17 protein-coding genes are annotated in these 21,072 nt (G+C 63.9%); 11 read left to right on the plus strand and 6 right to left on the minus strand.

Annotation, left to right across the window (positions count from 1 at the left end):
* Positions 1 to 63 precede the first annotated feature (63 nt).
* The 3 genes from ACXJKC_RS14305 (at position 64) to ACXJKC_RS14315 (ending at position 4,750) form a co-directional block, all read left to right on the plus strand.
* Entirely contained in the window at positions 64 to 939 is an 876-nt protein-coding gene (locus ACXJKC_RS14305; RefSeq protein ID WP_456697406.1) for a hypothetical protein, read from the plus strand.
* Positions 940 to 1,249: 310 nt separating this feature from the next.
* Entirely contained in the window at positions 1,250 to 1,750 is a 501-nt protein-coding gene (gene nrdR / locus ACXJKC_RS14310; protein WP_456697407.1) for a transcriptional regulator NrdR, read from the plus strand.
* 87 nt (positions 1,751 to 1,837) lie between these two features.
* A complete protein-coding gene (locus ACXJKC_RS14315; protein ID WP_456697408.1) occupies positions 1,838 to 4,750 on the plus strand; it encodes a vitamin B12-dependent ribonucleotide reductase in 2,913 nt (970 codons plus the stop codon).
* Positions 4,751 to 4,840: 90 nt separating this feature from the next.
* Here ACXJKC_RS14315 and ACXJKC_RS14320 read toward each other — a convergent pair whose 3' ends face one another.
* Positions 4,841 to 5,449 carry a hypothetical protein gene (locus tag ACXJKC_RS14320; protein ID WP_456697409.1) on the minus strand — a complete coding sequence of 203 codons (609 nt, stop codon included), beginning with the start codon at positions 5,447 to 5,449 and terminating at the stop codon, positions 4,841 to 4,843.
* A 143-nt stretch (positions 5,450 to 5,592) separates the two neighbouring features.
* Between ACXJKC_RS14320 and ACXJKC_RS14325 the strand changes: the two genes are divergently transcribed.
* On the plus strand, positions 5,593 to 6,762 hold the full coding sequence (locus ACXJKC_RS14325) for a DUF222 domain-containing protein (RefSeq protein WP_456697410.1): 1,170 nt from the start codon (positions 5,593 to 5,595) through the stop codon (positions 6,760 to 6,762).
* A gap of 16 nt (positions 6,763 to 6,778) precedes the next feature.
* On the opposite strand, the gene ACXJKC_RS14330 is transcribed toward ACXJKC_RS14325, so the two are convergent.
* On the minus strand, positions 6,779 to 8,668 hold the full coding sequence (locus tag ACXJKC_RS14330; protein WP_456697411.1) for an ice-binding family protein: 1,890 nt from the start codon (positions 8,666 to 8,668) through the stop codon (positions 6,779 to 6,781).
* Positions 8,669 to 8,670: 2 nt separating this feature from the next.
* Positions 8,671 to 9,174, minus strand: a complete 504-nt coding sequence (locus tag ACXJKC_RS14335; RefSeq protein WP_456697412.1) for a hypothetical protein — start codon at positions 9,172 to 9,174, stop codon at positions 8,671 to 8,673.
* Between the two features lie 255 nt (positions 9,175 to 9,429).
* On the opposite strand from ACXJKC_RS14335, the gene ACXJKC_RS14340 reads away from it, so the two are divergent.
* Together ACXJKC_RS14340 and ACXJKC_RS14345 are read left to right on the plus strand one after the other, a co-directional pair.
* Positions 9,430 to 9,909 (plus strand): hypothetical protein, encoded by a 480-nt coding sequence (locus ACXJKC_RS14340; RefSeq protein ID WP_456697413.1) that lies wholly within the window; start codon positions 9,430 to 9,432, stop codon positions 9,907 to 9,909.
* A gap of 5 nt (positions 9,910 to 9,914) precedes the next feature.
* Entirely contained in the window at positions 9,915 to 10,463 is a 549-nt protein-coding gene (locus ACXJKC_RS14345) for a hypothetical protein (protein ID WP_456697414.1), read from the plus strand.
* 3 nt (positions 10,464 to 10,466) lie between these two features.
* Here ACXJKC_RS14345 and ACXJKC_RS14350 read toward each other — a convergent pair whose 3' ends face one another.
* Together ACXJKC_RS14350 and ACXJKC_RS14355 are read right to left on the minus strand one after the other, a co-directional pair.
* Complete coding sequence (locus tag ACXJKC_RS14350) at positions 10,467 to 11,372, minus strand: hypothetical protein (protein ID WP_456697415.1); 906 nt, start codon at positions 11,370 to 11,372, stop codon at positions 10,467 to 10,469.
* Positions 11,369 to 12,862 (minus strand): MAC/perforin domain-containing protein, encoded by a 1,494-nt coding sequence (locus ACXJKC_RS14355; RefSeq protein WP_456697416.1) that lies wholly within the window; start codon positions 12,860 to 12,862, stop codon positions 11,369 to 11,371. The genes ACXJKC_RS14350 and ACXJKC_RS14355 overlap by 4 nt, the downstream gene beginning before the upstream one ends.
* Before the next feature lie 186 nt (positions 12,863 to 13,048).
* On the opposite strand from ACXJKC_RS14355, the gene ACXJKC_RS14360 reads away from it, so the two are divergent.
* Genes ACXJKC_RS14360 through ACXJKC_RS14380 form a run of 5 tightly spaced genes read left to right on the plus strand, consistent with a single transcriptional unit; the run spans position 13,049 to position 20,448 of the window.
* Positions 13,049 to 14,368 (plus strand): M20/M25/M40 family metallo-hydrolase, encoded by a 1,320-nt coding sequence (locus ACXJKC_RS14360; RefSeq protein WP_456697417.1) that lies wholly within the window; start codon positions 13,049 to 13,051, stop codon positions 14,366 to 14,368.
* Positions 14,365 to 15,822 (plus strand): MFS transporter, encoded by a 1,458-nt coding sequence (locus tag ACXJKC_RS14365; RefSeq protein WP_456697418.1) that lies wholly within the window; start codon positions 14,365 to 14,367, stop codon positions 15,820 to 15,822. Before ACXJKC_RS14360 ends, ACXJKC_RS14365 begins: the two co-directional genes overlap by 4 nt.
* Before the next feature lie 37 nt (positions 15,823 to 15,859).
* Positions 15,860 to 19,120, plus strand: a complete 3,261-nt coding sequence (locus tag ACXJKC_RS14370) for a DEAD/DEAH box helicase (RefSeq protein WP_456697419.1) — start codon at positions 15,860 to 15,862, stop codon at positions 19,118 to 19,120.
* A 45-nt stretch (positions 19,121 to 19,165) separates the two neighbouring features.
* On the plus strand, positions 19,166 to 19,528 hold the full coding sequence (locus ACXJKC_RS14375) for a hypothetical protein (protein ID WP_456697420.1): 363 nt from the start codon (positions 19,166 to 19,168) through the stop codon (positions 19,526 to 19,528).
* Entirely contained in the window at positions 19,525 to 20,448 is a 924-nt protein-coding gene (locus ACXJKC_RS14380; protein ID WP_456697421.1) for an NADP-dependent oxidoreductase, read from the plus strand. Before ACXJKC_RS14375 ends, ACXJKC_RS14380 begins: the two co-directional genes overlap by 4 nt.
* Positions 20,449 to 20,457: 9 nt before the next feature.
* On the opposite strand, the gene ACXJKC_RS14385 is transcribed toward ACXJKC_RS14380, so the two are convergent.
* Positions 20,458 to 21,024 carry a hypothetical protein gene (locus ACXJKC_RS14385; RefSeq protein WP_456697422.1) on the minus strand — a complete coding sequence of 189 codons (567 nt, stop codon included), beginning with the start codon at positions 21,022 to 21,024 and terminating at the stop codon, positions 20,458 to 20,460.
* Positions 21,025 to 21,072: the final 48 nt, after the last annotated feature.

Genomic DNA, 21,072 nt, shown 5'->3' on the forward strand with positions numbered 1-21,072 from the left:
CATGTCGCGAAGTGTCGTGGGGAGGCTGTTTTTCTCGTGGGGTCCGGGGCATAAGTTTGAGCCATGGCTTTGATCGTCTGCCCCTTGTGCGTCCGTGAAGATGACGTCTTCTTGATCCGTGCGCTACCGGACGGCAGGAAGGAAGCCAGGTGTGACGACTGCGACTTCGTGTTCACGTACGGCAAAGCCGCCGAAGAACCATCGAGGTCAGCGCCGAAACCCCGCCCGAAGGCCAAAGCCAAGGCCTCTGTGGCGCGTCCGAAGTCTCCCGCGAAAGCATCGGTGCCCTCGATCCAATTCGCGCTGAAACAGTTCCAGACTTCAGTGCAAGTCTCAGCGGACAGGCTGGAGCACGTCTTCGCGCTCAAGCAGGAGTTCCTGTCGAGCGTGGCCTACACACCGCATCCAGGTGTCGAGAGCCACTGGCGGAAGTTCGCGTGGGCATTCTCGCCGGCCGGACTCGACAAGGCGGTGATCTTCGACCTCGAACAGTTCGTCCACGACCCCATCGGGGCCGATCAGGGCAGCACTGCGGTGTTCGACAAGGCGTGGAGCGTCATGGGGGAGTTCGAGGGCGCACGGCGCATTCGCGCCAGCGTCGAGTACCTGCTGCGCGGAAACGGTCCCATCGAGGACCGGCTGACCGAGCTTGTCGATGGCACGTACTCGATGTCGATGCCCGGGTTTGGTGAAGAACTGCTCACCAAGACGCTCTCGGTGGCCGAGTCGGACCGCTTCCTGCCGATCCTGACGTACGCCCAGAAGCGTGAACTTGCCCACGGTGTGTATGGCCTGGATCTGCCCTCTGCCGACGTGGGTGCTTGGACCGTGGGACGCCTCGCAGTATGGACCAACGACCTGTTGGTCGAGCTGCTCGGCGACGATTTTCATGACCAGCATCACGCTGCTCATTTCTTGCTGTGGGCGCAGGGACGCTAGCTCGCCACGGGACCGTTCCGGAGCCGCTTGAGCGGTGTGCGACACGCCGTCATTGCAGGTCAAAATACGCTCTGACCTGCGCAAATACCCGCGCTGCAAAAAAGTGTCACCACGACCCGTCAGGATGTTGCACGAGGCGTTTGACCGGCGTACAGTGACACTAGATCTAGTAGTTACATCGCTGTAGTTCTCCACATCTAGTTGCACAGCTTGACCGGGGTTACGCACCGAAATAGCGACTGATCCACATGGTTTCCACAGCTTCATCCACATTTTTCATTTTCACGAAGGCTTCGAAAGGAGTTGCGCGATGTACTGCCCGTTCTGCAAGAACACCGACACCAAGGTGCTCGACAGTCGTCTCGCCGATGAAGGCGGAGCAATCCGCCGGCGTCGCTCCTGTTTGGCGTGCGAGAAGCGCTTCACCACGATCGAGCAGATGCAGCTCACTGTGGTCAAGCGGTCTGGCGCGACGGAGCCTTTCTTGCGCGACAAGGCCATCTCCGGTGTCCGTAAGGCCTGTAAGGGTCGACCGGTCTCCGACGATGATCTGGCGCGTCTCGGCCAGCAGGTCGAAGACACGCTCCGCGAATCCGGGTGTGCAGAGGTGCCGGCCAATGAGGTCGGTCTCGCAATCCTGGAGCCGTTGAAATTGCTTGACGAAGTTGCTTATCTGCGGTTCGCGAGCGTCTATAAGGCGTTCGATTCGGCAGATGATTTTGCCGCCGAGATCGCCAGCCTGATGGCTGCTGGTGCCGACGGAGAGCTGGCCGAGCAGCAGGCCAGTCAGCAGCACCACAAGAGTTCTTAAACTCCCGTACCCGATTCCCAGGGGAATCCGGGTATTCGTAACGCATCTACATTCACCGCGCACGACGTACACCACAAGGAGCAGTACATGACGGAGACGGTCAACGGGCCCACGGGCTCACCGCGTAAGGCCACGGGCAAGGCCGCCGCTAAGAACGGCGCCAAGCTCAAGATCGAGCGCGTCTACACGACCGAGGGCGTGCACCCGTACGACGCCGTCACGTGGGAACGTCGCGATGTCGTCCAGACCAACTGGAAGACCGGCGAGAACGTCTTCGAGCAGCGCGGTGTCGAATTCCCCGATTTCTGGAGCGTCAATGCCTCCACGATCGTCACGACCAAGTACTTCCGCGGTGCCGTCGGTGCGCCTGACCGCGAGCAGAGCTTGCGCCAGCTGCTCGATCGGGTCGTCCTGACCTACACTGCGGCCGGCAAGGAGCACGGCTACTTCGCCTCCGAAGACGATGCGACGATCTTCGAGCACGAGCTGACCCACATGCTCCTGCACCAGGTCTTCAGCTTCAACAGCCCGGTGTGGTTCAACGTCGGTACGTCCAGCCCCCAGCAGGTCAGCGCCTGCTTCATCCTTGCGGTGGATGACTCCATGGACTCGATCCTCAACTGGTACAAGGAAGAGGGCCTGATCTTCAAGGGCGGATCGGGTGCTGGTCTGAACCTGAGCCGTATCCGTTCGAGCAAGGAGCTGCTCCGCTCCTCGGGTGGCACGGCTTCCGGCCCGGTGTCCTTCATGCGCGGCGCCGATGCCTCTGCCGGCACGATCAAGTCCGGTGGCGCGACCCGTCGTGCGGCCAAGATGGTCGTCCTCGACGTCGACCACCCTGACATCGCCGAGTTCGTCGCCACGAAGGCCAAGGAAGAAGACAAGATCCGCGTCCTGCGCGACGCCGGTTACGACATGGACCTCGGCGGCGCCGACATCACGTCGGTGCAGTACCAGAACGCCAACAACTCGATCCGCGTCAACGACGAGTTCATGCGCGCTGTCGAGTCCGGTGGCGAGTTCGGCCTGCGCGCCCGTACCAACGGCGAGATCATCGAGACCGTCGACGCCAAGAAGCTGTGGGAAGACATCGCACAGGCCGCCTGGGCGTGCGCCGATCCCGGCATCCAGTACGACGGCACGATCAACGACTGGCACACCTCGCCGGAGGCCGGCCGCATCACGGCGTCGAACCCGTGCTCGGAATACATGCACCTCGACAACTCGAGCTGCAACCTCGCTTCGCTCAACCTGCTGAAGTTCCTCAAGGACGACGGCTCGTTCGACACCGCGACGTTCACCAAGGCCGTCGAGTTCATCATCACCGCGATGGACATCTCGATCTGCTTCGCCGACTTCCCGACCGAGGCCATCGGTGACACGACGCGTGCCTACCGCCAGCTCGGTATCGGCTTCGCCAACCTCGGCGCGCTGCTCATGGCGTCGGGTCTGGCGTATGACTCCGACGGTGGACGGGCCCTCGCCGGCTCGATCACCTCGCTCATGACGGGTGCGTCGTACCGCCGCTCCGCCGAGCTCGCCGGTGTTGTCGGCCCATACGACGGATTCGCCCAGAACGCTTCGGCGCACGAGCGCGTCATGCGCAAGCACCAGGCCGCCAACGATGAGATCCGCACCGTGCACGGCATGGACATTGCGGTGCACCGCGCTGCGGCCAAGGAGTGGGCCGAGAACCTCGTGATCGGCAAGAAGAACGGCTGGCGAAACAGCCAGGCCTCCGTCCTCGCGCCGACCGGCACGATCGGCTTCATGATGGACTGCGACACGACCGGCATCGAGCCGGACTTCTCGCTGGTCAAGTTCAAGAAGCTCGTCGGTGGCGGTTCGATGCAGATCGTCAACCAGACGATCCCGTTCGCGCTCAAGAAGCTCGGCTACACCGGCGAGACCATCGAGGCCATCGTCGAATACATCTCCGAGAATGGTCACGTCGTCGACGCGCCCGGTCTCAAGACCGAGCACTACGAGATCTTCGACACCGCGATGGGCCAGCGTTCGATCAAGCCCATGGGCCACGTGCATATGATGGCCGCCTGCCAGCCGTTCCTGTCGGGTGCCATCTCCAAGACGGTCAACCTGCCGGAGTCTGCTTCGGTCGAAGAGATCGAAGACGTCTACTTCCAGGGGTGGAAGCTCGGCCTGAAGGCGCTCGCGGTCTACCGCGACAACTGCAAGGTCGGCCAGCCGCTCTCGGACGGCAAGGAAGCCAAGGATTCGGGTTCGACCAAGGTCGAGATCAAGGAAGTCATCGTCGAGAAGCCGATCCGTCGTCGGCTCCCGAAGTCGCGTCAGGCGATCACAACCTCGTTCTCCGTGGGCGGCGCCGAGGGTTACATGACCTCGGGTGCTCACGAGGACGGTTCGCTCGGCGAGATCTTCCTCAAGCTCGGCAAGCAGGGTTCGACCCTGGCCGGCATGATGGACGCCTTCTCGATCGCGATCAGCATCTCGCTGCAGTACGGCGTGCCGCTGGAGACGTTCGTCAGCAAGTTCACGAACATGAAGTTCGAGCCGGCCGGTCTGACCGACGACCCGGACGTCCGCATGAGCCAGTCGATCATGGACTACACGTTCCGCCGTCTGGCCCTGGACTACCTCGACTTCGACACCCGTTCGGCACTCGGCATCTACTCGTCCGACGAGCGTCAGCGCTATCTCGACACCGGCTCTCACCAGCCGATCTCGAGTGGCTCGACGGCCGCTGAGCTGATCGAGACGCCTCCGGCCCCGGTGGTTGAGGAGGGCGAGGGACGAACCCGTCTCGAAACCTCCGGCACCACGTCGGTCTCAAGCGACAGCCATGAGGCTGCAGCATCCAAGCCCGCCCCCACGCAGGCCCACACCAGCGCCGAGCTCCTCGAAGTCATCACCGGCTCCGCGGTCGACTCCCCGCTGTGCATGACCTGCGGAACCAAGATGCGTCCTGCTGGCTCCTGCCACGTGTGCGAAGGATGCGGCAGCACCAGCGGCTGCAGCTGATCATTTGATATTGACAAACTACTGATACCGGCCCGAGCTCTCCTTGTGGAGGGTTCGGGCCGGGTCAGTTTGCGCGGTATATATCCGTCCTCATGGAAGAAGGACTCGAGCGTCTCCGCCTGTCTCTTGCGGGTACACGAGGAATGAGTTTCCCCTGGCGTCTGTCTCCACGCGGTGGGCGTCCTGGAACGAGATATGGTCAGCCGCGGTCGGCATATCGACATCGATTGGCTTGTAGACGGTGCCATTGCCTCGGTACAGACTGACGCGAGTTTCACCGAACGTGAACGTCGAGACGATGTACTCCGATGACGATCCCGGCACGTCGAGTTCGTAGCGTGGGTCCACTGAGAGCCCGATCGCAGTGACGATTCCGATGATCACTGACAACCCAAAGGCCCCCAAGACGATGGCCCCCGCCACGAGACCGGCTAGCGCCTCAAGGACCCAGCCACGAGCGACTTTCGCGATGCCGCCGATGGCAGCGGCAGCGAGACACCACACCGCTGCGGAGCCCAGCAGCGCGACGATTTTCGCGGCGTCGAGCGGCCCGATCAGCACGATGCGTCCGTTCACGTATTGCCCCAGCACAATGGCGACTGCGGACAGGCTGGAGCCGCAGGACAAAGCGAGGAACGGCCAATAGCGACGCGACCAGCTGACTGTCGTCAGCTCGGCGTGCGTGGTCGTAGCAGCCATCTTCCGGATCCGTTCCCTACGGTGCTGCTCGAACGTAACCTATCAGGGCAATTGGGATGGGTGTGGACAACTTCGATTGGTCTGAAACGGGTGTCTGAGCCTTGTCATAGTGTGGTGGAAACGCTGCAATATGAGGGGTTTTCATGCTGGACGACAATCAGACGATCGATCAGATCGTCGTGCGCCGGCAGGCCCTTGCCTCGATTGAGGCGGCCGAAGCAGCTGACCTGCTTGACTATGTCGATCGCGCTCGGGTGGTCGGCGAGTCGCGTGGTGGTCAGGCTCAGGGTCGGCGTCGGGTTGATGCGGCGATGCATGAACTATCGCTCGCGTTGCGGCTCCCGGTCCCCACTGTCGAACGTCGGGTCGCCCGCGCTCACCGTCTTCGCAACATGTTGCCGACGGTGTGGCAGGCCTGGCACGACGGACGCATCAGCACCGCCGCGGTTGAGTCGATTGACCGGGCGGCCCGCCGTCTTCAAGAACCGGCATCGGTGGCCCATCTCGACGACATTGCCGTTGATCGCGTAGGCAACCTGACTCCAGGTCAGGCGGTCCGTTGGCTCGACCGCTGGGTGGAGCGCACCGAAGCCCAGGCCGCGCGTCATGAGCTCGCCAACGCCGATCGCAACGTCGCACTGCGACCAGCTGGTGACGGCATGAGCCGCATTACCGCGGTCATCAATTCAGTCGATGCGGCCGCGATCATGGCTCGTCTCACCGGTGCAGCCCACCAGCTGCCTGCCGAGGACCCTCGCACGATCGACCAGGCCCGTGCCGATCTCCTTGCCGATGGACTCCTCGAACGCCGCGACGGTGGTCTGGGCTACCGCGCCGTCATTGGAATCACCGTCCCGCTGTCATCGCTCATGGGTTTCAGCGATGCCCCCGGTGAATTGACCGACCGCAGCGCTACGATCCCCGCCCATATCGTTCGGGCGGCGATGGCGGATGAGCACAGCTTGCTCTACCGGCTGGTCACCGACGACATCGGCAATCTGCTGACCGTGACCTGGCTCGGACGCTTCGCTCCCACTCGGCTCAAACAAGTACTCGAGTTCCGCGACGGAACCTCCGTCTTCCCGACCAGCAGCGTCCCGGCTCGCATGTGCGATCACGACCACAGCGATCCGTGGCCCGCCGACACTTGCGCCGCCAACACCGGCCCCCTCAACCGGCGAGCCCACAACCTCAAGACTGAGGGACTGATCAAGCTTCGACAACCCTCGCCCGGCACGTTCGAATGGACCACAATTACCGGGCACACCTACACACAACACCCCGATCCGCTACCGGTCGGGGACTGGGAGTGACTACTGGCGGAGCCAGTCACGGCGTACTCACGCTATTCCCCGCCAGCGTCACCGTCCCCACCGACAACGCGCGTCCCGAGACCTGCGCACCGGCACCGATCGTGATGCCGCCCTGCGCGAGGATCGTCCCGGCGAAGTGAGATGTTGCGCCGAGGCCAGCGGCACCGAGCACCTGCCAGTGGATGTTCGACGCCTTCGCGCCGTTGACGAGCACGATCTGGCTGGCGGCGGCGGTGTTGAGGGCCGCACCGACTTGGACGATGAAGACCGCATCGGGGTCTCCGTCAGCGTCGAAGGTCATCGTGCCGGTCAAGGCGAAAGCCGCGGTCGTCCGGTGTACCCCGGGTCTGAAGACCTGACCATTCTGGTCGCCCGCGAAACTGCGGCTGGCGGCCCGACCGGAGGTGTCGGCGTAGGCGGCGGCCGCGTCGAGCTGCGCTTGGGCCGCTGCACTGTCGCCGGCGTGAACCGTCCCGTGCACGATGCCAGGCGGGAATCCGGTGATCACGGGGCTCGGGCTTACGCCCAGATTGCCGCTCAGCACGGTCGAGCCGGTACTCACGACGCCGGTCCCGCCGAGCACCGAGTACTGAGCAGCGCTGCCCAGGTTGACGGGTGCGGGATTGATTTCCGCGGTCAACTGTTGGCTGGCGAAGCCCGCATTTCCGGCAACATCTCGCACCTTCGCAAGGACGGTGTACACCCCTGCAGCGACGGTCGCAGCCGTGACTGACCACGTTCCGTCGGCGAGCACGGACGTCGTCAGTGTCTGGCCGTCGATCGTGACAGTGACGGTCCGTCCGGGAGAGGCGCTGGTCGTACCGGAAATCGTGGGTGTCGGATCCTTCGACAGGTGGGTGGCGCCGCCGGCAAATGCAACTGTCGGCGCCAGCGCATCGGTGAATCGCACCGTATTGCTGGCCAACGTGACAGCCGCCCTCGACAATGCGCGTCCGATCAGCTCGCTGTCGGCACCCAGTGTGATGGCTCCCTGCGCCAGAATCGTGCCGGCGAATGTCGAATTCGCGCCGGTACCCGCAGCGCCCAGCACCTGCCAGTAGACATTGGACGCTTTCGCGCCGTTGATGAGTACGACATGGCTCGCGGCCGCGGTATTGAGTGCGGCGCCGACCTGGAAGACGAACACAGCGTTGGGATCGCCGTCACCATCGAGTGTCAGGGTTCCGGTCAACGCCATTGCGGCGGCGGAGTGCCGGACGCCGGGATGGAAGGTTCGCCCGTTCAGATCACCGGCGAAGTCGGGACCCGTAGTCGGCAGATCCTCTGCCGCTTCGTACGCCGTCAACAGGTCGGCCTGCGCCTGCGCCGCTACAGGGTCTGCCGCGTGGATGTCGCCGCCCACGACGCCTGGCGGGAAGCCGACGACCGAATTGCTCGGGCTGACCCCTAGATCTCCGCTGACCAACGTCGTTCCCGTACTTGTCACGCCGATCGCGCCCAGCACTGAGAACGGTCCGGCACTTCCCAAAGGAATGACTGAAGCCCCCACGGCGATCGGATCGCTGCGCGCACTCTCTTCGCCGCGCCAATGCTGGCCGACCAGCGGAGTCACGGCATACACCCAACTGCCGCTCGGCACGCCGGTCTCGGTGCACGTCGTGGCAACAATTGGCCCTGCACACGACGAGAGCACGGCTTGGGGTGCAAGAGTTGTCGAGTCATACCGGGTGACGACGTATCCGTCGACCGGATCGCCATCCGACAACGTCGATGCGGCCCAACTGATGGTCACTGTGCCGTCGAGCGCGAAGCCTGCCGGCTGGACCCCGCGATTCACGGAGGCCGCAGCTGCAGCGCCCGTTCCATCAGCGTCCAGGTTCCAATACGACCAGGCGGCACCACCGCTGAGCAGTATCGCGAGCACGATGACGAGTGACCGCCGCACGATCATGAGCTTGCCCGGAGCTGGACGCTGAACTGTGCGCCCTGGCACGCATCGGCCGCGTGGGATCCCATCGAGATCGCGTCGGCCAGCGCGACGTCCAAGCTGCCGTCGACGGAGCTGGTCCGGGCCGGCACGCTCCATCCCGAAGTCTGGGTGACGAAGCTCAGCGCGCTCGTGTCACACCCGGAGTGGGCAGGATCCACGGTCAGACCCGAGCTGCCTGGGCTCGAGTCGAGCGCAAGCGAGGCCAGATGGACAGGTTCAGGATTCGGATTCGAGATCGTCAGCGCGACATCGGCCGTGCCACCGGGACGAAGCATCTTCGAAGGGGTCCCAGGGCTCAACGTGAGGACCGATGTCGTGCCGGTCGACCCGGACCCGGACGCGCGCCCGGTGCTTGTCCAGAACGCATCTGCTGCCTCCACGGAGAAAGCAACCACGACCGCCAGGACACAGGCCAACCACCAGCGTGAACGAGGCAATACGGAGCCCGATCTGCCGAACATGGCATGGCTCCTGACCCTCCGAGCCGAGACGAATCGGAGTGCTGTTGGCGCCACCGTACGCCTGTTCCGGACAAATTGATACTTTTGACCCACATTGGATTTTTCCGTGCAATTGCAGATTGAACAAGCTGCAACAATTGCGAGCTTTTAGACGTACTGTGGGCAAGAAGCTGTTATTTGCCACCTCACTCGAGGGCGGCTCCCGGGGATCTTCCTTGGACCTGCAGGTCGATGCAGACACCTATGGGGAGTCTCATGTTCACGATCACTGCACGCAAGAATCGCACCATGCTCATCGCGCTGACGACGGCTGCGATCGTCGCTGTGGGCGCTGTTGCCTTCGCCTATTGGACGTCGGAGGGCGAGGGCTCCGGATCAGGAGCAACCGGCACGAGTTCCGTCTTCGTCGTCACCAGCACACCGGAGACAACTCCTGCCCTCAAGCCGGGCGTGGGGGAGCAGACGATCGACTTCGAGGTGGCGAATCCGTCCGACAGCGCACAGACTCTGACGAACGTCACGGTCACGGTCGCGAACGCCGACGGCACTCCGTGGACGAGCGTCGTCGGATGTTCTGCCGCTGACTACACCGTGGGCACAGCGGCCATCACGTATGCCGACATGGCCGCCGGGACGACTGCTGAGGGCACAGTGACCCTGAGCATGGTCAACTCAGCGACAGACCAGGACGGTTGCAAGAGCGCGATCGTCCCGTTGTACTTCGTCGCCAGCTGATTGGCATGAACTGCGTATCTCTTCCGGACACCGGCGGGCCGGCCGCGGTCTGGCTCATCATGGGTCTGGCGTGCGTGGTCGGCGGGTGGTTGTTGGTACGGCGAGGTGGCACTGCCCGGCGACACAGTCTGAGCAGCGTCGTTCTGGTCGTCGTCGCGGCTGCCTGCCTCGTGGCTCAGCCGTCGCCGGGCCAGGCAGCCGAGGACTGCACCTTGGTGATCGAACAGACGTCGGTCATCACCGGTTTGGCGCCGTCGGTGGCTCCGGCCGCCATCACAGGGGTCGTGATCAACCCGTCGCACGACTCGACGTACGTCACCGACGTGACGGTCCGTGTCACCTCGGTCACCCAAGATGTGCGACGACGTGCGGGACAGTGCACTGCCTCCGACTATGTCCTTCTGGACGCCCGAATGCCGGTGAACCGTCCTCTGCCCGAACTATCGTCCGTCCGGTTCTCGGGCGCATCGATCGGTCTGAAGAACACCTCCCGCAACCAGGACGCCTGTAAGCGGGCGACAGTCCACTTGGGGTACGTCAGCGGATCGCGCTAGCACCTACAGCTCGTACAACAACGCCGCGTGATCGGAGAACCCCATCTTGGGTGGGACGTCGGTGGGAATCGTCTGAGACCACACCCTCGTCGGGTTCATGGTGCTGATCCCCTTGACCATCGCCCAGTCGAGCTCTCCGCCGCTGTTCTGCGTCGGCGCATTGGTCCGCAGAACGCCCCAGCCGGCAGGTACGGCATTGAGCGCATTTTTGATCTGCAAGTTGAAGTTGAGGTCTCCGGCGACCATCAGCGGTACGGACTGCATGACGACCTGGCCGGCCTGCTTCGCCAGTTCAGGCAGCACCACACCGGCCTTGTAGTGATTGGCAGGCAGATGCGCGAAGAGAATCGTTGCCTGCAGGTTGCCGCCGATCAGCAGCGTCGCGGTGAGTAGAGGTCGGCTGTCCTCCACCAGAGCACGTACGCCGGGCTGCAGCGTCAGCGTGGATTCGCTGCCGGGGAACCAGTACAACGAAGTTGAGCATCGCAACGACGGTTTGCCCGGTTCGGTCTGCCACGGCACCCATAACGCGTCGGCCACCCGGCGACCTTTGCCGCCCCACGCGGCCAGAGCTTGCGCGATGCCGCCCCGAGAGGGGGTCTTGTTGATCCAGTCGGTGCCTGCTCCGGCACTGCCCGCCTGGAACGTATAGGCGTGCCCGAGAGACACCTTGGCCTTCGGATTGATCCAGGGTGGCGTGCTGCCCTCCGAGACGAAGACCAAGAGATCGTCCTTGGCCGTCGCATTCCCAGGGAAGTCCGCAGTGGGGCCGGGTAGGCCCGGCAGGATGCTCGAACCGGGCCACCGAGATGCGGGCCGCAACTGCGGATTGCCCATCTTCAGCAATGTGCTCCACAGCTGATCGGCCTTGTCACCCTGGCTGTTCCAGCACATCACGCGCAGCGTCACGCGGTCACCGGCGACACGATGGTGCCCGACGCGTCGACGAGTTGCATATCCGTCTCGACGTACTGGGCGACCGCGCGGGTGGGTATGGCCAGATCGTCGAGGTCCCACAGCGTCTTGATGACCGCCACAGGTGTACTGCTCGACGTGGCCGCGAGCGCCATGATGCAATCGCCGTCGGCAGCGTCGACGGCGGACTGCAGGTCAAATCCGAGAACGAGAAGCAGGTCCTGCAGGCCCTGCGGGATGAGCGTTCCTGTGGTGACTTCGCCGGAGACGTTGTACGGACCGAACTCTCCGAGCAGCATCACGAGGGGACTGCTGAACAGCGCGCGAGCCGCAGCGACGTCGGCATCCACTTGGTCGGCGAAGCCATCGGAGAAGAAGTAGCCCTTACTCAGCGAGCCGGTTGCCGAGAAGTTCGGCGACTCACTGTCCAGGATGACCAGCCACATCCAACCCATCATTCGAGCGTCGAGCGTGGTCGGTTGGCCCCAGAACTGGGCGGCCTGCGGCTGGCGCTGCGGGGCCTGTCCCGGCAACGCGATGCTGGACGCGAACTGTCCGGGCAGGTTCGGGTCGGCCGGCCCCACAGGGCGAGGCATCGTGTACTCCCAAGCCTCCAACAGCAGCAACGACATCACATAAGCGTCGATGGCTTGGTCGACCGCATCGGCAGTTTCACCGTCGAAGACGACCGACAGTGGCGAAAGCTGATATCCGACGATCGCCGGCGAGGCGTCCACCGTCCCGATCCAGTCCGACACGAGCGTGTTCGCGGTGGCTCCGATCTCAGGCACGAAGGCCGCAAGAGGACCTGGTTGTCCACCGAGAACCTCGAACGTGATCTCGCGGGACGATCCCCAGTTCTCGGTGACCTTTCCCCAGGCGGCCGACGCCTCGGCCGAGAACAGTCCGGCGTACTCCATTTTCATGTCGGCCGCGGCCGAAACCGACGTCATTGTGGATGAAAGCTGAGCCGTTGTATAGGCATTGAGTTTCCCGCCCAGCGTGACCTCGGTGACGATATGGGTGCCGAACCGGCGGAAGATGCGGAAGAACTGCTCAGGAGCAGCCGGATCGAACTTCGTCGGCAGGTTGAGCACATCGGTCGACAACCCGAATGACTCCGACAGCACGTTGCGGTCAGTGTTGGCCAGCTTGGTGATCTGTGTGGGGCGAACAACCTCGTACATTCCGTAGGCCGTCTGTACGTCCGATGCGCTCTCGGACTGGTACTTGGCAGAGAACTCTCCGGAGAAGACGAGCCCGGAATACGAGAGGGACGCTTCCGCAGCGAAGTGCTCAGTGACCTGCTGGCGCGAGGTGAAGGTCGAGCTCGTGATTGCCGTGGCTTCGTCGCCCGGACTCGTGACGATGTTGTCGTCATCTTGATTCACGCTGGTCTTGACGATCGGCAGTGTCGTTCCGGAGGCGAGATCGGTGCGTCCGAAGATATTGAATCCGAATCCGAGCAGTGACGTGGCAGCCATCGAAGGTTCCTTCGAGTCAGTGGGAGCGTGCATGCCGTCCGACGGCCAGCATTCGCTCAGTGTGCGGGAAAAAATCATTCGTGAGGGGCGATTCGCCAAGTTGGCGGCCTGGCCTGGATGCATATCCCGGTGTGGCGGTGGCGGTGTGAACGCATTCTGACCTCGTGCGGACGTAATGTCGTGCGCATGGATGACGATGCGGCTGTCGAGGCCCTACAGGCGCTGGTACGGATCCCGACGGTCAGCGATCGCGACCCCGACAAGATCGATACCGCGGTGTTCGATCAAGCGCTCCAGGAATTGGACAAACGCTTCCCACTGCTGCACGAGCACCTCGAATCGACCCGGATCGACACCCACGGACTGCTGTTCCATTGGGTTGGTACAAGTTCCGCGCGCCCAGTCGTGCTGATGGCGCATCTGGACGTCGTACCGGTTGAGGGAACCTGGCAGTACCCGCCGTTCAGCGGCAAGATCGTCGACGGAACCATGTGGGGCCGCGGGACGCTCGACGACAAGGGCAGCCTCGTCGGCATCTGTGCGGCGGTCGAGAGGCTGCTCCACGACGGCTTCGTCCCTGCCCAGGACATCTGGCTCTCGTTCGGCTGCAATGAGGAGGTCTCAGGCAGCGCAGCGACCTTGGCGGTCGAGGAACTCAGACGCCGCAGCGTCCAGCCGTGGTTCGTGATCGACGAGGGCGGCGCGATCGCGAGCGAAGCCTTCCCGGGCGTGGCCGCTCCGATCGGCGTGATCGGACTGACCGAGAAAGGCGTGACATCGATCGAACTTCGGGTCGAAGGACGCGGCGGACACGCCTCGACGCCGGCCAAAATGGGCCCTACGGCCCGTATCGCCCGGGCCATCACCCGCATCGACCGTTCGCCGATGTCGGCCAGTATTCCGGCTCCGACCATGGAGCTGCTGCGCCGCATGGGCAAGCACGCCCCACGGCCGTTGCGTCCCTTGATGGCCAAGGCCGATCGGGTCAAGCCGCTGCTGACCCGGGCGTTGATCGCGGCGGGGCCAGAACCAGCAGCCATGACCCGCACGACGTTCGCGATCACTACGCTGTCGGGCTCACCCGCGCTCAACGTCATCGCCTCGACGGCCAAGGCCGGCGTCAACATCCGCATCATGGTCGGCGACACCGTTGCCGGGGTTCTGGAACACGTCCGCAAGGCGGTCAACGACGATCAGGTGCATATCGATGTCGTCGAGCAGAACGAACCCAGTCCGATCTCGCCGATGGATGAGGCATTCGAACTCCTCGAAAGCACGATCACCGAGATCTTCCCCGACGCGGTGCCCTCGCCCTACGTCATGATGGCCGCCACGGATTCGCGCTTCTTCACCGCGATCTGTCCTCGCGTCTACCGATTCGCCCCCTTCCGGATGACCAAGGCGCAGCGGGAGTCGATCCATTCCTACGACGAGCACCTGGGAGTCGACGCGTTTCTCGACGGCGTCCGCTGGTACCGCCGGCTGATCGAGAGGCTGCCCGCATGACGGTTTCGACAGGCTCAACCGGTGGGGCTGCGGTCAAGAGCCTGGCGGCGATCGTCGGATTTCTCGTGGCGGTGGAAATCGCCAGCGGGGTCCTGCAGGGCTACTACACGCCGATCTACCCGCAGATCGCCGAACACCTCGACATCTCCGAGGGGGATATCAACTGGTTCGAGGCAGCGCAGCTGATCGTCTCAGCACTCGCGATCCCGTTGCTCGCCAGGCTCGGCGATCTGGTCGGACACAAAAAGGTGCTGGTAGGTGCCACGGCTGTCACGGCGATCGGCTCGTGGGTCACGGTCGTGGCCCCTTCGTTCACGACATTTCTGATCGGCTGGGCCTTGCAGGGCGCGGCGGTGATCTGGTTGCCGTTGGAGATCGCGATCATCCATCGGCGCACCCGCGATTCGGGACGCCAATCGCTGCTGACCCGTCGTGGTGCGGCGGTGTTGGTGGGCGCCCTGGAGCTCGCAGTCATCGCCGGAGCCCTGACCAGCGGCGCGATCGTCGACGGTCTCGACATGACGATCGTGCTCGCGGTTCCGGCAGTTGTCGTGACGCTCGTGCTGGTCCTGATCTGTTTCGGGATCGAGGACACACCGGGGGAGTCCTCGGGCGGCATCGACTGGGGTGGCCTCGGGCTCATCACCGTGGCGCTCGGTCTCGTGATGGCCGGTCTCGTGCTGGTGCGACTCGACGGCGCCGGCAGCGTACGTGCCTGGCTCGTGATGCTCCTCGGAGTCCTGGTCCTCGTGCCGTTCATCCGCTACGAGAGGACGGTTGCCGATCCGATCGTCGACGTGGTCCTGCTCGCGAGCCCGCGCCAATGGCCGATCCAACTGACGGCGTTCTTGTTCGGCATCCCGGTGCTCGGCGGTCAGATCCCGCTGTCGACGTTCGCGCAAGCAGATCCGGACGTGCGCGGGTACGGCCTCGGTGCCGATTCCGGTTTCGTCTCGACGCTGATCGGCGTGTATGTCATCACGCTTGCGATCGGTGCGTTCACGCTGCCCTTGACGACCCGGTTGCTGGGTGTCCGCCGAACGTTGATCCTGGCGTGCCTGCTCGTCGCCGGAGGCTACGCCCTCTGGCTGCCTTTCCATGACACGACTCTGCAGGCGGTCGTGAACATGGCGATCGCCGGTATCGGGTCGGGAGCCCTTGTGGCATCGCTACCTGCGGCAGCCGCCGCGGCAGCGCCACCGGAACGCACGGGTATCGCGACCGGGATGACGAATGGAACCAAGGTCATCGGAGGCGCGATCGCGTCGTCGGTCTTCGCGATCGCATTGGCCTCGACCGGTTCGATCGACAAGCTCGGCGAGGAGTCGACCAACGCCCCCTTGTCGGGCTATCTCGTGGTGTGGGGCGTGTGCGCGGGTGCCGCCTTGCTGGCCGCGGTCGCCCTCGCCCTGGCGCCGAAGATCGCGTTCGTCGAGCAGGCGGAAGTCGCCTGAACGAAGCTTGTCCGAGCCGCCGACTAACCTCACGAAGGTGACGCAATCAATCAGTTCCCTCACCGATGCGGAGCTGCGTCGCGCCTTCGACTCCGGCTCGATGACCCGCGGCAAGGCATACGCCAATGCCGGACGAGTCACAGTCCTCAGTAACGACCCCGATCGGGCGGCCGCGAGTGCCTCGGTACGGGGTACTGGCGAGCAGACCTACGCGACGACGGTCCAGCTGATCGAGACCCGCACCGGAGGCTGGCACATCGTCGCCACATGCACCTGCCCAGTCGGCTTCAACTGTAAACATGCGGTGGCGCTGATCTTTGCGATGCGCAGACGCCATGAGACTTCTGAGTCGAATGTCGTGACCCATCCGTCATGGGAACGCGTGCAGGCGCAGCCGTCCGAGCCTTCCTGGCGCTCGGCACTCTCTCCGCTGGTCGGCGGCAACCGAGTGCAGAAACAGACGGCGTGGGCGCTTCAGATCGACCTGACGCCGGCCTATTACCGCGATGAGGCGCTCCTCACCGCCCGACCCTTCAAACGCGGGGTCAAAGGGCGGTGGATCAAGACCGGCGCGAGTTGGTCCGACGTGGCAGCGTCGGCGGGCGGCTTCGGCGGGGGGTCTGCGCAGGTCAATGCGCTGGCAGAGCTCGAGGTCGCGGTGCGCACGCACTATTCGCACTCGAAACGCTCCGACGGCACCATCGATCTCGGTGGCCTCACCCGCGACGCATGGCGGGTCTTCGCCCTGCTGGCCGACGCCGGTGTGACGCTGCTTGGCCCGAGCGGCGCCGAAGTGACCGTCGTCAGCTCCCCGGTGGTGGTCGGCTTGGACATCAGCCCCCACGACGATGGCGGTCTTCTCGTATCGGCGAAATTGTCCGACGAAGCGATCGCCGAGGCGCGGACGCACGATCGGATCAAGCTGATCGGGCAGCCTGTCCACGGGATCGTCGGCTGGGACGACGACCACCCCACACACGTGTGGCTGGCTCGCTTCGATGAGCCGCCCGAGCAGTCCCTGAGTGCGCTGGTGCGTCACCGATATGGCGTCCGGGTGCCTGAGGCGGACGCGGGGGAGTTCCTGCGCGAGTTCTACCCCCGCCTTGACCGGGCACTCGGCTCGGTGAGTGTCGACCCGCGGGTCGAAGTGCCGACGATCGCGCTTCCGCGTTTGTCGATCACAGTGAACTACGTGGGTCTCTCATTGGAGGTGCAGTGGGGCTTCGCGTACGAGATCGACGGTGAGACGATCCATACGCCATGGGGCCCGAGTCGCGACACTTTCCGTGATTCCATGGCCGAGTTCGACTTGGTCACCGCTTTCGTTCCGCCGACCGGGGTGCCGACCACGACGGGCGATGCGGGTTCGGTCCAGGTGGCTCCGTTCGCGCGCTTCGAGGGATATCCCGCTGTGGTGTTCAGCGAGGATGTCGTTCCCCAGCTCACAGCAGCCGGTGTCGAAGTCATCGTGACCGGCGAACGACCCAGCTACCGTCTGGCCGATGTCGCGCCGGTTGTCCACATCTCGCTCGAAGACGGCAAGGATCCGAAGAGTGATTGGTACGACCTTGCCGTCACTGTCACGATCGAGGGGGAGAAGGTCCACTTCGGGCCGCTGTTCGCGGCACTTGCAGCCGGCGAGACCCATCTCGTCCTGCTCAGCGGCACCTACCTGTCGATCGACCGCCCCGAACTGCTCCAGCTTCGGGAGCTGATCCACGAAGCGCGACTGCTCACCGATCGCCGCAGCGATCGACTGCGGATCAATCGATTCCACGCAGGCATCTGGGAGGAGCTCGTGGCCCTCGGCGTCGTCGAGCGTCAGTCGAGCACATGGAAGGAGTCGATCGGCGCACTCACGTCGATCGATGAGATTCCGGTGCCCGATCTCCCAGCAGGACTGCGGGCCGAACTGCGTCCCTACCAGCGCGATGGCTATGCCTGGCTGAACTTCCTTGCCGACCATGGACTCGGTGGAATCCTTGCCGACGACATGGGCCTGGGCAAGACCGTCCAGGCGCTGGCGATGATCGCTCGACAGGTAGAGCAGGGCAGTGGCCCGTTCCTGGTTGTCGCTCCCACCAGTGTGGTCAGCAACTGGGCACGTGAGGCCGAGAGGTTCACTCCCGGGCTCAACGTCGCGACGATCTCACAGACCAAGGCTCGACGGCGTACCGAGCTGGCCGACGTCGTGGAAGGGGCCGACCTCGTCGTCACCTCGTATGCCCTGTTCCGCCTCGAAAACGATGCCTACGCCGAGCGGCCGTGGGCAGGGCTCCTGCTCGACGAGGCCCAGTTCGTCAAGAACCATCAGGGCAAGACGTATCAGTGTGCTCGTCGTCTCGACGCACGGTTCAAGCTCGCGATCACCGGCACGCCGTTGGAGAACTCACTGATGGACCTGTGGGCGATGCTGTCGATCGTCGCGCCCGGTCTCTATCCAGATCCGCAACGGTTCGCCGAGAGCTATCAGCGGCCCATCGAGGCCGGGCACGGCAAGGACAAACTGGCTCTGCTGCAACGCCGGGTCCGTCCTCTGATGCGTCGCCGGACCAAGGAAGAGGTGGCGTCAGATCTGCCGCCCAAGACCGAACAGGTGCTGGAGGTCGCGTTGAGCCCCAAACATGCCCGCATCTACCAGACGCATCTGCAGCGCGAGCGGCAGAAGGTCATGGGGCTGTTGGCCGACGACTCATCCGATCATCGTTTCGAAGTGCTGCGCTCGCTGACCAAGCTCAGATTGCTGAGCCTCGACCCGGGTTTGGTCGACGAGGAGTACGACGATGTCGGATCGGCCAAGATCGACGTTTTGATGGAGCATCTGCAGGAGGTGACCGCGGAGGGACACCGCGTCCTCGTCTTCAGCCAGTTCACCAGATATCTCCAACGGGTCAGGGCACGACTCGACGACGCGGGCATCGGTTACGCCTACCTCGATGGTCGCACCAACGATCGAACCGCCGCGATCGAGTCGTTCACGTCGGGGGAGCGGCCGGTCTTCGTCATCAGTCTCAAGGCCGGCGGTTTCGGCCTCAACCTGACTGAGGCCGACTACTGCTACGTCCTCGATCCCTGGTGGAACCCGGCCACCGAGGCCCAAGCCGTCGACCGGGCTCACCGCATCGGTCAGACCCGCCCGGTCATGGTCTATCGACTCGTCTCCACCGACACGATCGAGCACAAGGTCATGGAACTCAAGGCCCGTAAATCGGCATTGTTCGACGCGGTCATCGACGATGGAGCAGCCCTGGCCGGAACATTGAGCCAAGACGATATCCGTGGACTGCTGGGCGCCTGACCCAACGGCCTGCTTGTCTCACCACCTGCGGGGTACACATGGCCTATGCGTATCTTCAACCATCCCATCAAGAAGCTGACACTCGCCGCGGCCTTCGCCGGCGGGTATGTGCTCGGTGCCAAGGCAGGGCGGGCGCGATATGAGCAGATCCTGCAGGTGGTCGATCAGGTCAAGGAAGATCCGCGGGTCAAGGACGCCGCGGCCCGCGCCGAAGATGTGTTGCGCGAGGCCGGTATCAAGCAGGATCCTGTGCCGCGTGGCATGCACCCGCTGCTGAAGGACGAGCACATCGACACCCACGATGAGGTCGTCTACAGCACCGGCCCCGATATTGAGGAGACGATCGATGAGCTCGCCGATGTCGACCACGCCGAACAGCTGATCGGCCAGCACCGGGACAACTCATGAAGGCCATCACGTACGCCGCGCATGGCGCACCGCTGGAGATCAGTGAGGTCGAAGAGCCCAAGATCGGTCCTGACTGGGTCAAGGTCGCGGTCAAGGCGACGTCGGTCAATCCCGTCGACTGGAAGGTTGCGGCCGGCGGGCTGGACCCCTATCTCGACACGTTCTTTCCGGCCACTCCCGGATGGGATGTCGCCGGTGTCGTCGAGTCGGTCGGCGCTGCCGTCACGTCGCTGGTACCGGGCGACGAAGTCTTCGGATACGTCCGCAAGGACGCAGTGCACGGGGGAACATACGCCGAGAAGGTGTCGGCGCCGATTCGGACCGTCACGAAGAAGCCTGCCGGCTTGAGCTTCGCGGAGGCCGCCGCAGTCCCGCTCGCCGGACTCACGGCATACCAGGCACTCATCCACCATTTGCGCATCGAGACCGGCGAGACCGTGCTGATCCATGGTGCCTCCGGGGGAGTTGGCTCTTTCGCGGTTCAGATCGCCCGCGCGCATGGCGTCCGGGTCCTCGGCACCGCATCTGAAGCCAATCACGACTATCTGCGCGGTCTCGATGCCTTCCCGTTCACTTACGGCGAGGGTCTGGTCGACCGGGTCCGCGCGCAGTTTCCTGAGGGCGTCGATGCCGTCCTCGACCTCAATGGCGGTGATCTCGACGTCAGCCCCGACCTCTTGTCCGACACCTCATTCGGGCGGATCGCCTCGGTCATCGACCCGCAGGTCAAGCAGATCGGCGGGCACTATGTCTTCGTGCATCCTGATGTCGCCGACCTCGACGCGCTGGCCGAGCTGATCGACACGGGTCGGGTCTCCGTCGAGATAGCCGAGACATTCGCCTTGGCCGATACGCAACAGGCCTGGGAACTGAGCCAGAAAGGCCACACTCGCGGCAAGATCGTGATCGAAGTGGGCTGATCTGCCGGGTCAGTTGAAGCTGCTGTCGAGCCGAACCCACATATTGTGCGCATCGTCGTAGGCGTCGACGGGCATACCGAGTTCGCGGCGTACCCGGTAGCGCCCGTTGAGACACACCACGGGCAGCTTGTCGACGTCGCCGGGCTGCATATCGCGCAGCGGGATCGTGAACCAACGCAGAGCCTCGCGAAGCCGCCCGGCTTCTTCGAGTGATTCCGCGATCCATGCGTAGTCGCCGACAACCAGCACATCAGCGCGGCTCATGTGCATCAGCAGCTCGAGCATCTCATTGATCCGGCCTTCGTCGCCGGAGGCGAGTGCGACAGTCAGCAGCCCGCTCCGCGGATTCAAGATGGTCTTCCCGCCATCGGCGATCGCATCCTCGTACGCCTGACGAGCCTCTTTCAGGTCGCCCCTGGCGGTCAGATCGTCGGCGAGATAGGTCAGATATTCGGCCCGTTCAGGATGGCCGGTCCCGAACTCCGCGATCTTGCGGCGGTACTCGCGGATGCGGTACTCGCGGTCGGGGACCCCGCTGATCTCGTCGAGTTCGTCGCTGATTCCATCCAGGTGCATGAGCTGATTCTGTCAGTTTTACCCGGGATTTGGTGAGGTGTCCGTGAT

This window comes from Aeromicrobium sp. P5_D10 (assembly GCF_054049535.1).

Bases quoted from the DNA above. Each gene is read 5' to 3' on its own strand.
- ACXJKC_RS14305 (WP_456697406.1), top strand. From the start codon at position 64: ATGGCTTTGATCGTCTGCCCCTTGTGCGTCCGTGAAGATGACGTCTTC.
- nrdR (WP_456697407.1), top strand. From the start codon at position 1,250: ATGTACTGCCCGTTCTGCAAGAACACCGACACCAAGGTGCTCGACAGT.
- ACXJKC_RS14315 (WP_456697408.1), top strand. From the start codon at position 1,838: ATGACGGAGACGGTCAACGGGCCCACGGGCTCACCGCGTAAGGCCACG.
- ACXJKC_RS14320 (WP_456697409.1), bottom strand. From the start codon at position 5,449: ATGGCTGCTACGACCACGCACGCCGAGCTGACGACAGTCAGCTGGTCG.
- ACXJKC_RS14325 (WP_456697410.1), top strand. From the start codon at position 5,593: ATGCTGGACGACAATCAGACGATCGATCAGATCGTCGTGCGCCGGCAG.
- ACXJKC_RS14335 (WP_456697412.1), bottom strand. From the start codon at position 9,174: ATGTTCGGCAGATCGGGCTCCGTATTGCCTCGTTCACGCTGGTGGTTG.
- ACXJKC_RS14340 (WP_456697413.1), top strand. From the start codon at position 9,430: ATGTTCACGATCACTGCACGCAAGAATCGCACCATGCTCATCGCGCTG.
- ACXJKC_RS14345 (WP_456697414.1), top strand. From the start codon at position 9,915: ATGAACTGCGTATCTCTTCCGGACACCGGCGGGCCGGCCGCGGTCTGG.
- ACXJKC_RS14355 (WP_456697416.1), bottom strand. From the start codon at position 12,862: ATGGCTGCCACGTCACTGCTCGGATTCGGATTCAATATCTTCGGACGC.
- ACXJKC_RS14360 (WP_456697417.1), top strand. From the start codon at position 13,049: ATGGATGACGATGCGGCTGTCGAGGCCCTACAGGCGCTGGTACGGATC.
- ACXJKC_RS14365 (WP_456697418.1), top strand. From the start codon at position 14,365: ATGACGGTTTCGACAGGCTCAACCGGTGGGGCTGCGGTCAAGAGCCTG.
- ACXJKC_RS14375 (WP_456697420.1), top strand. From the start codon at position 19,166: ATGCGTATCTTCAACCATCCCATCAAGAAGCTGACACTCGCCGCGGCC.
- ACXJKC_RS14380 (WP_456697421.1), top strand. From the start codon at position 19,525: ATGAAGGCCATCACGTACGCCGCGCATGGCGCACCGCTGGAGATCAGT.
- ACXJKC_RS14385 (WP_456697422.1), bottom strand. From the start codon at position 21,024: ATGCACCTGGATGGAATCAGCGACGAACTCGACGAGATCAGCGGGGTC.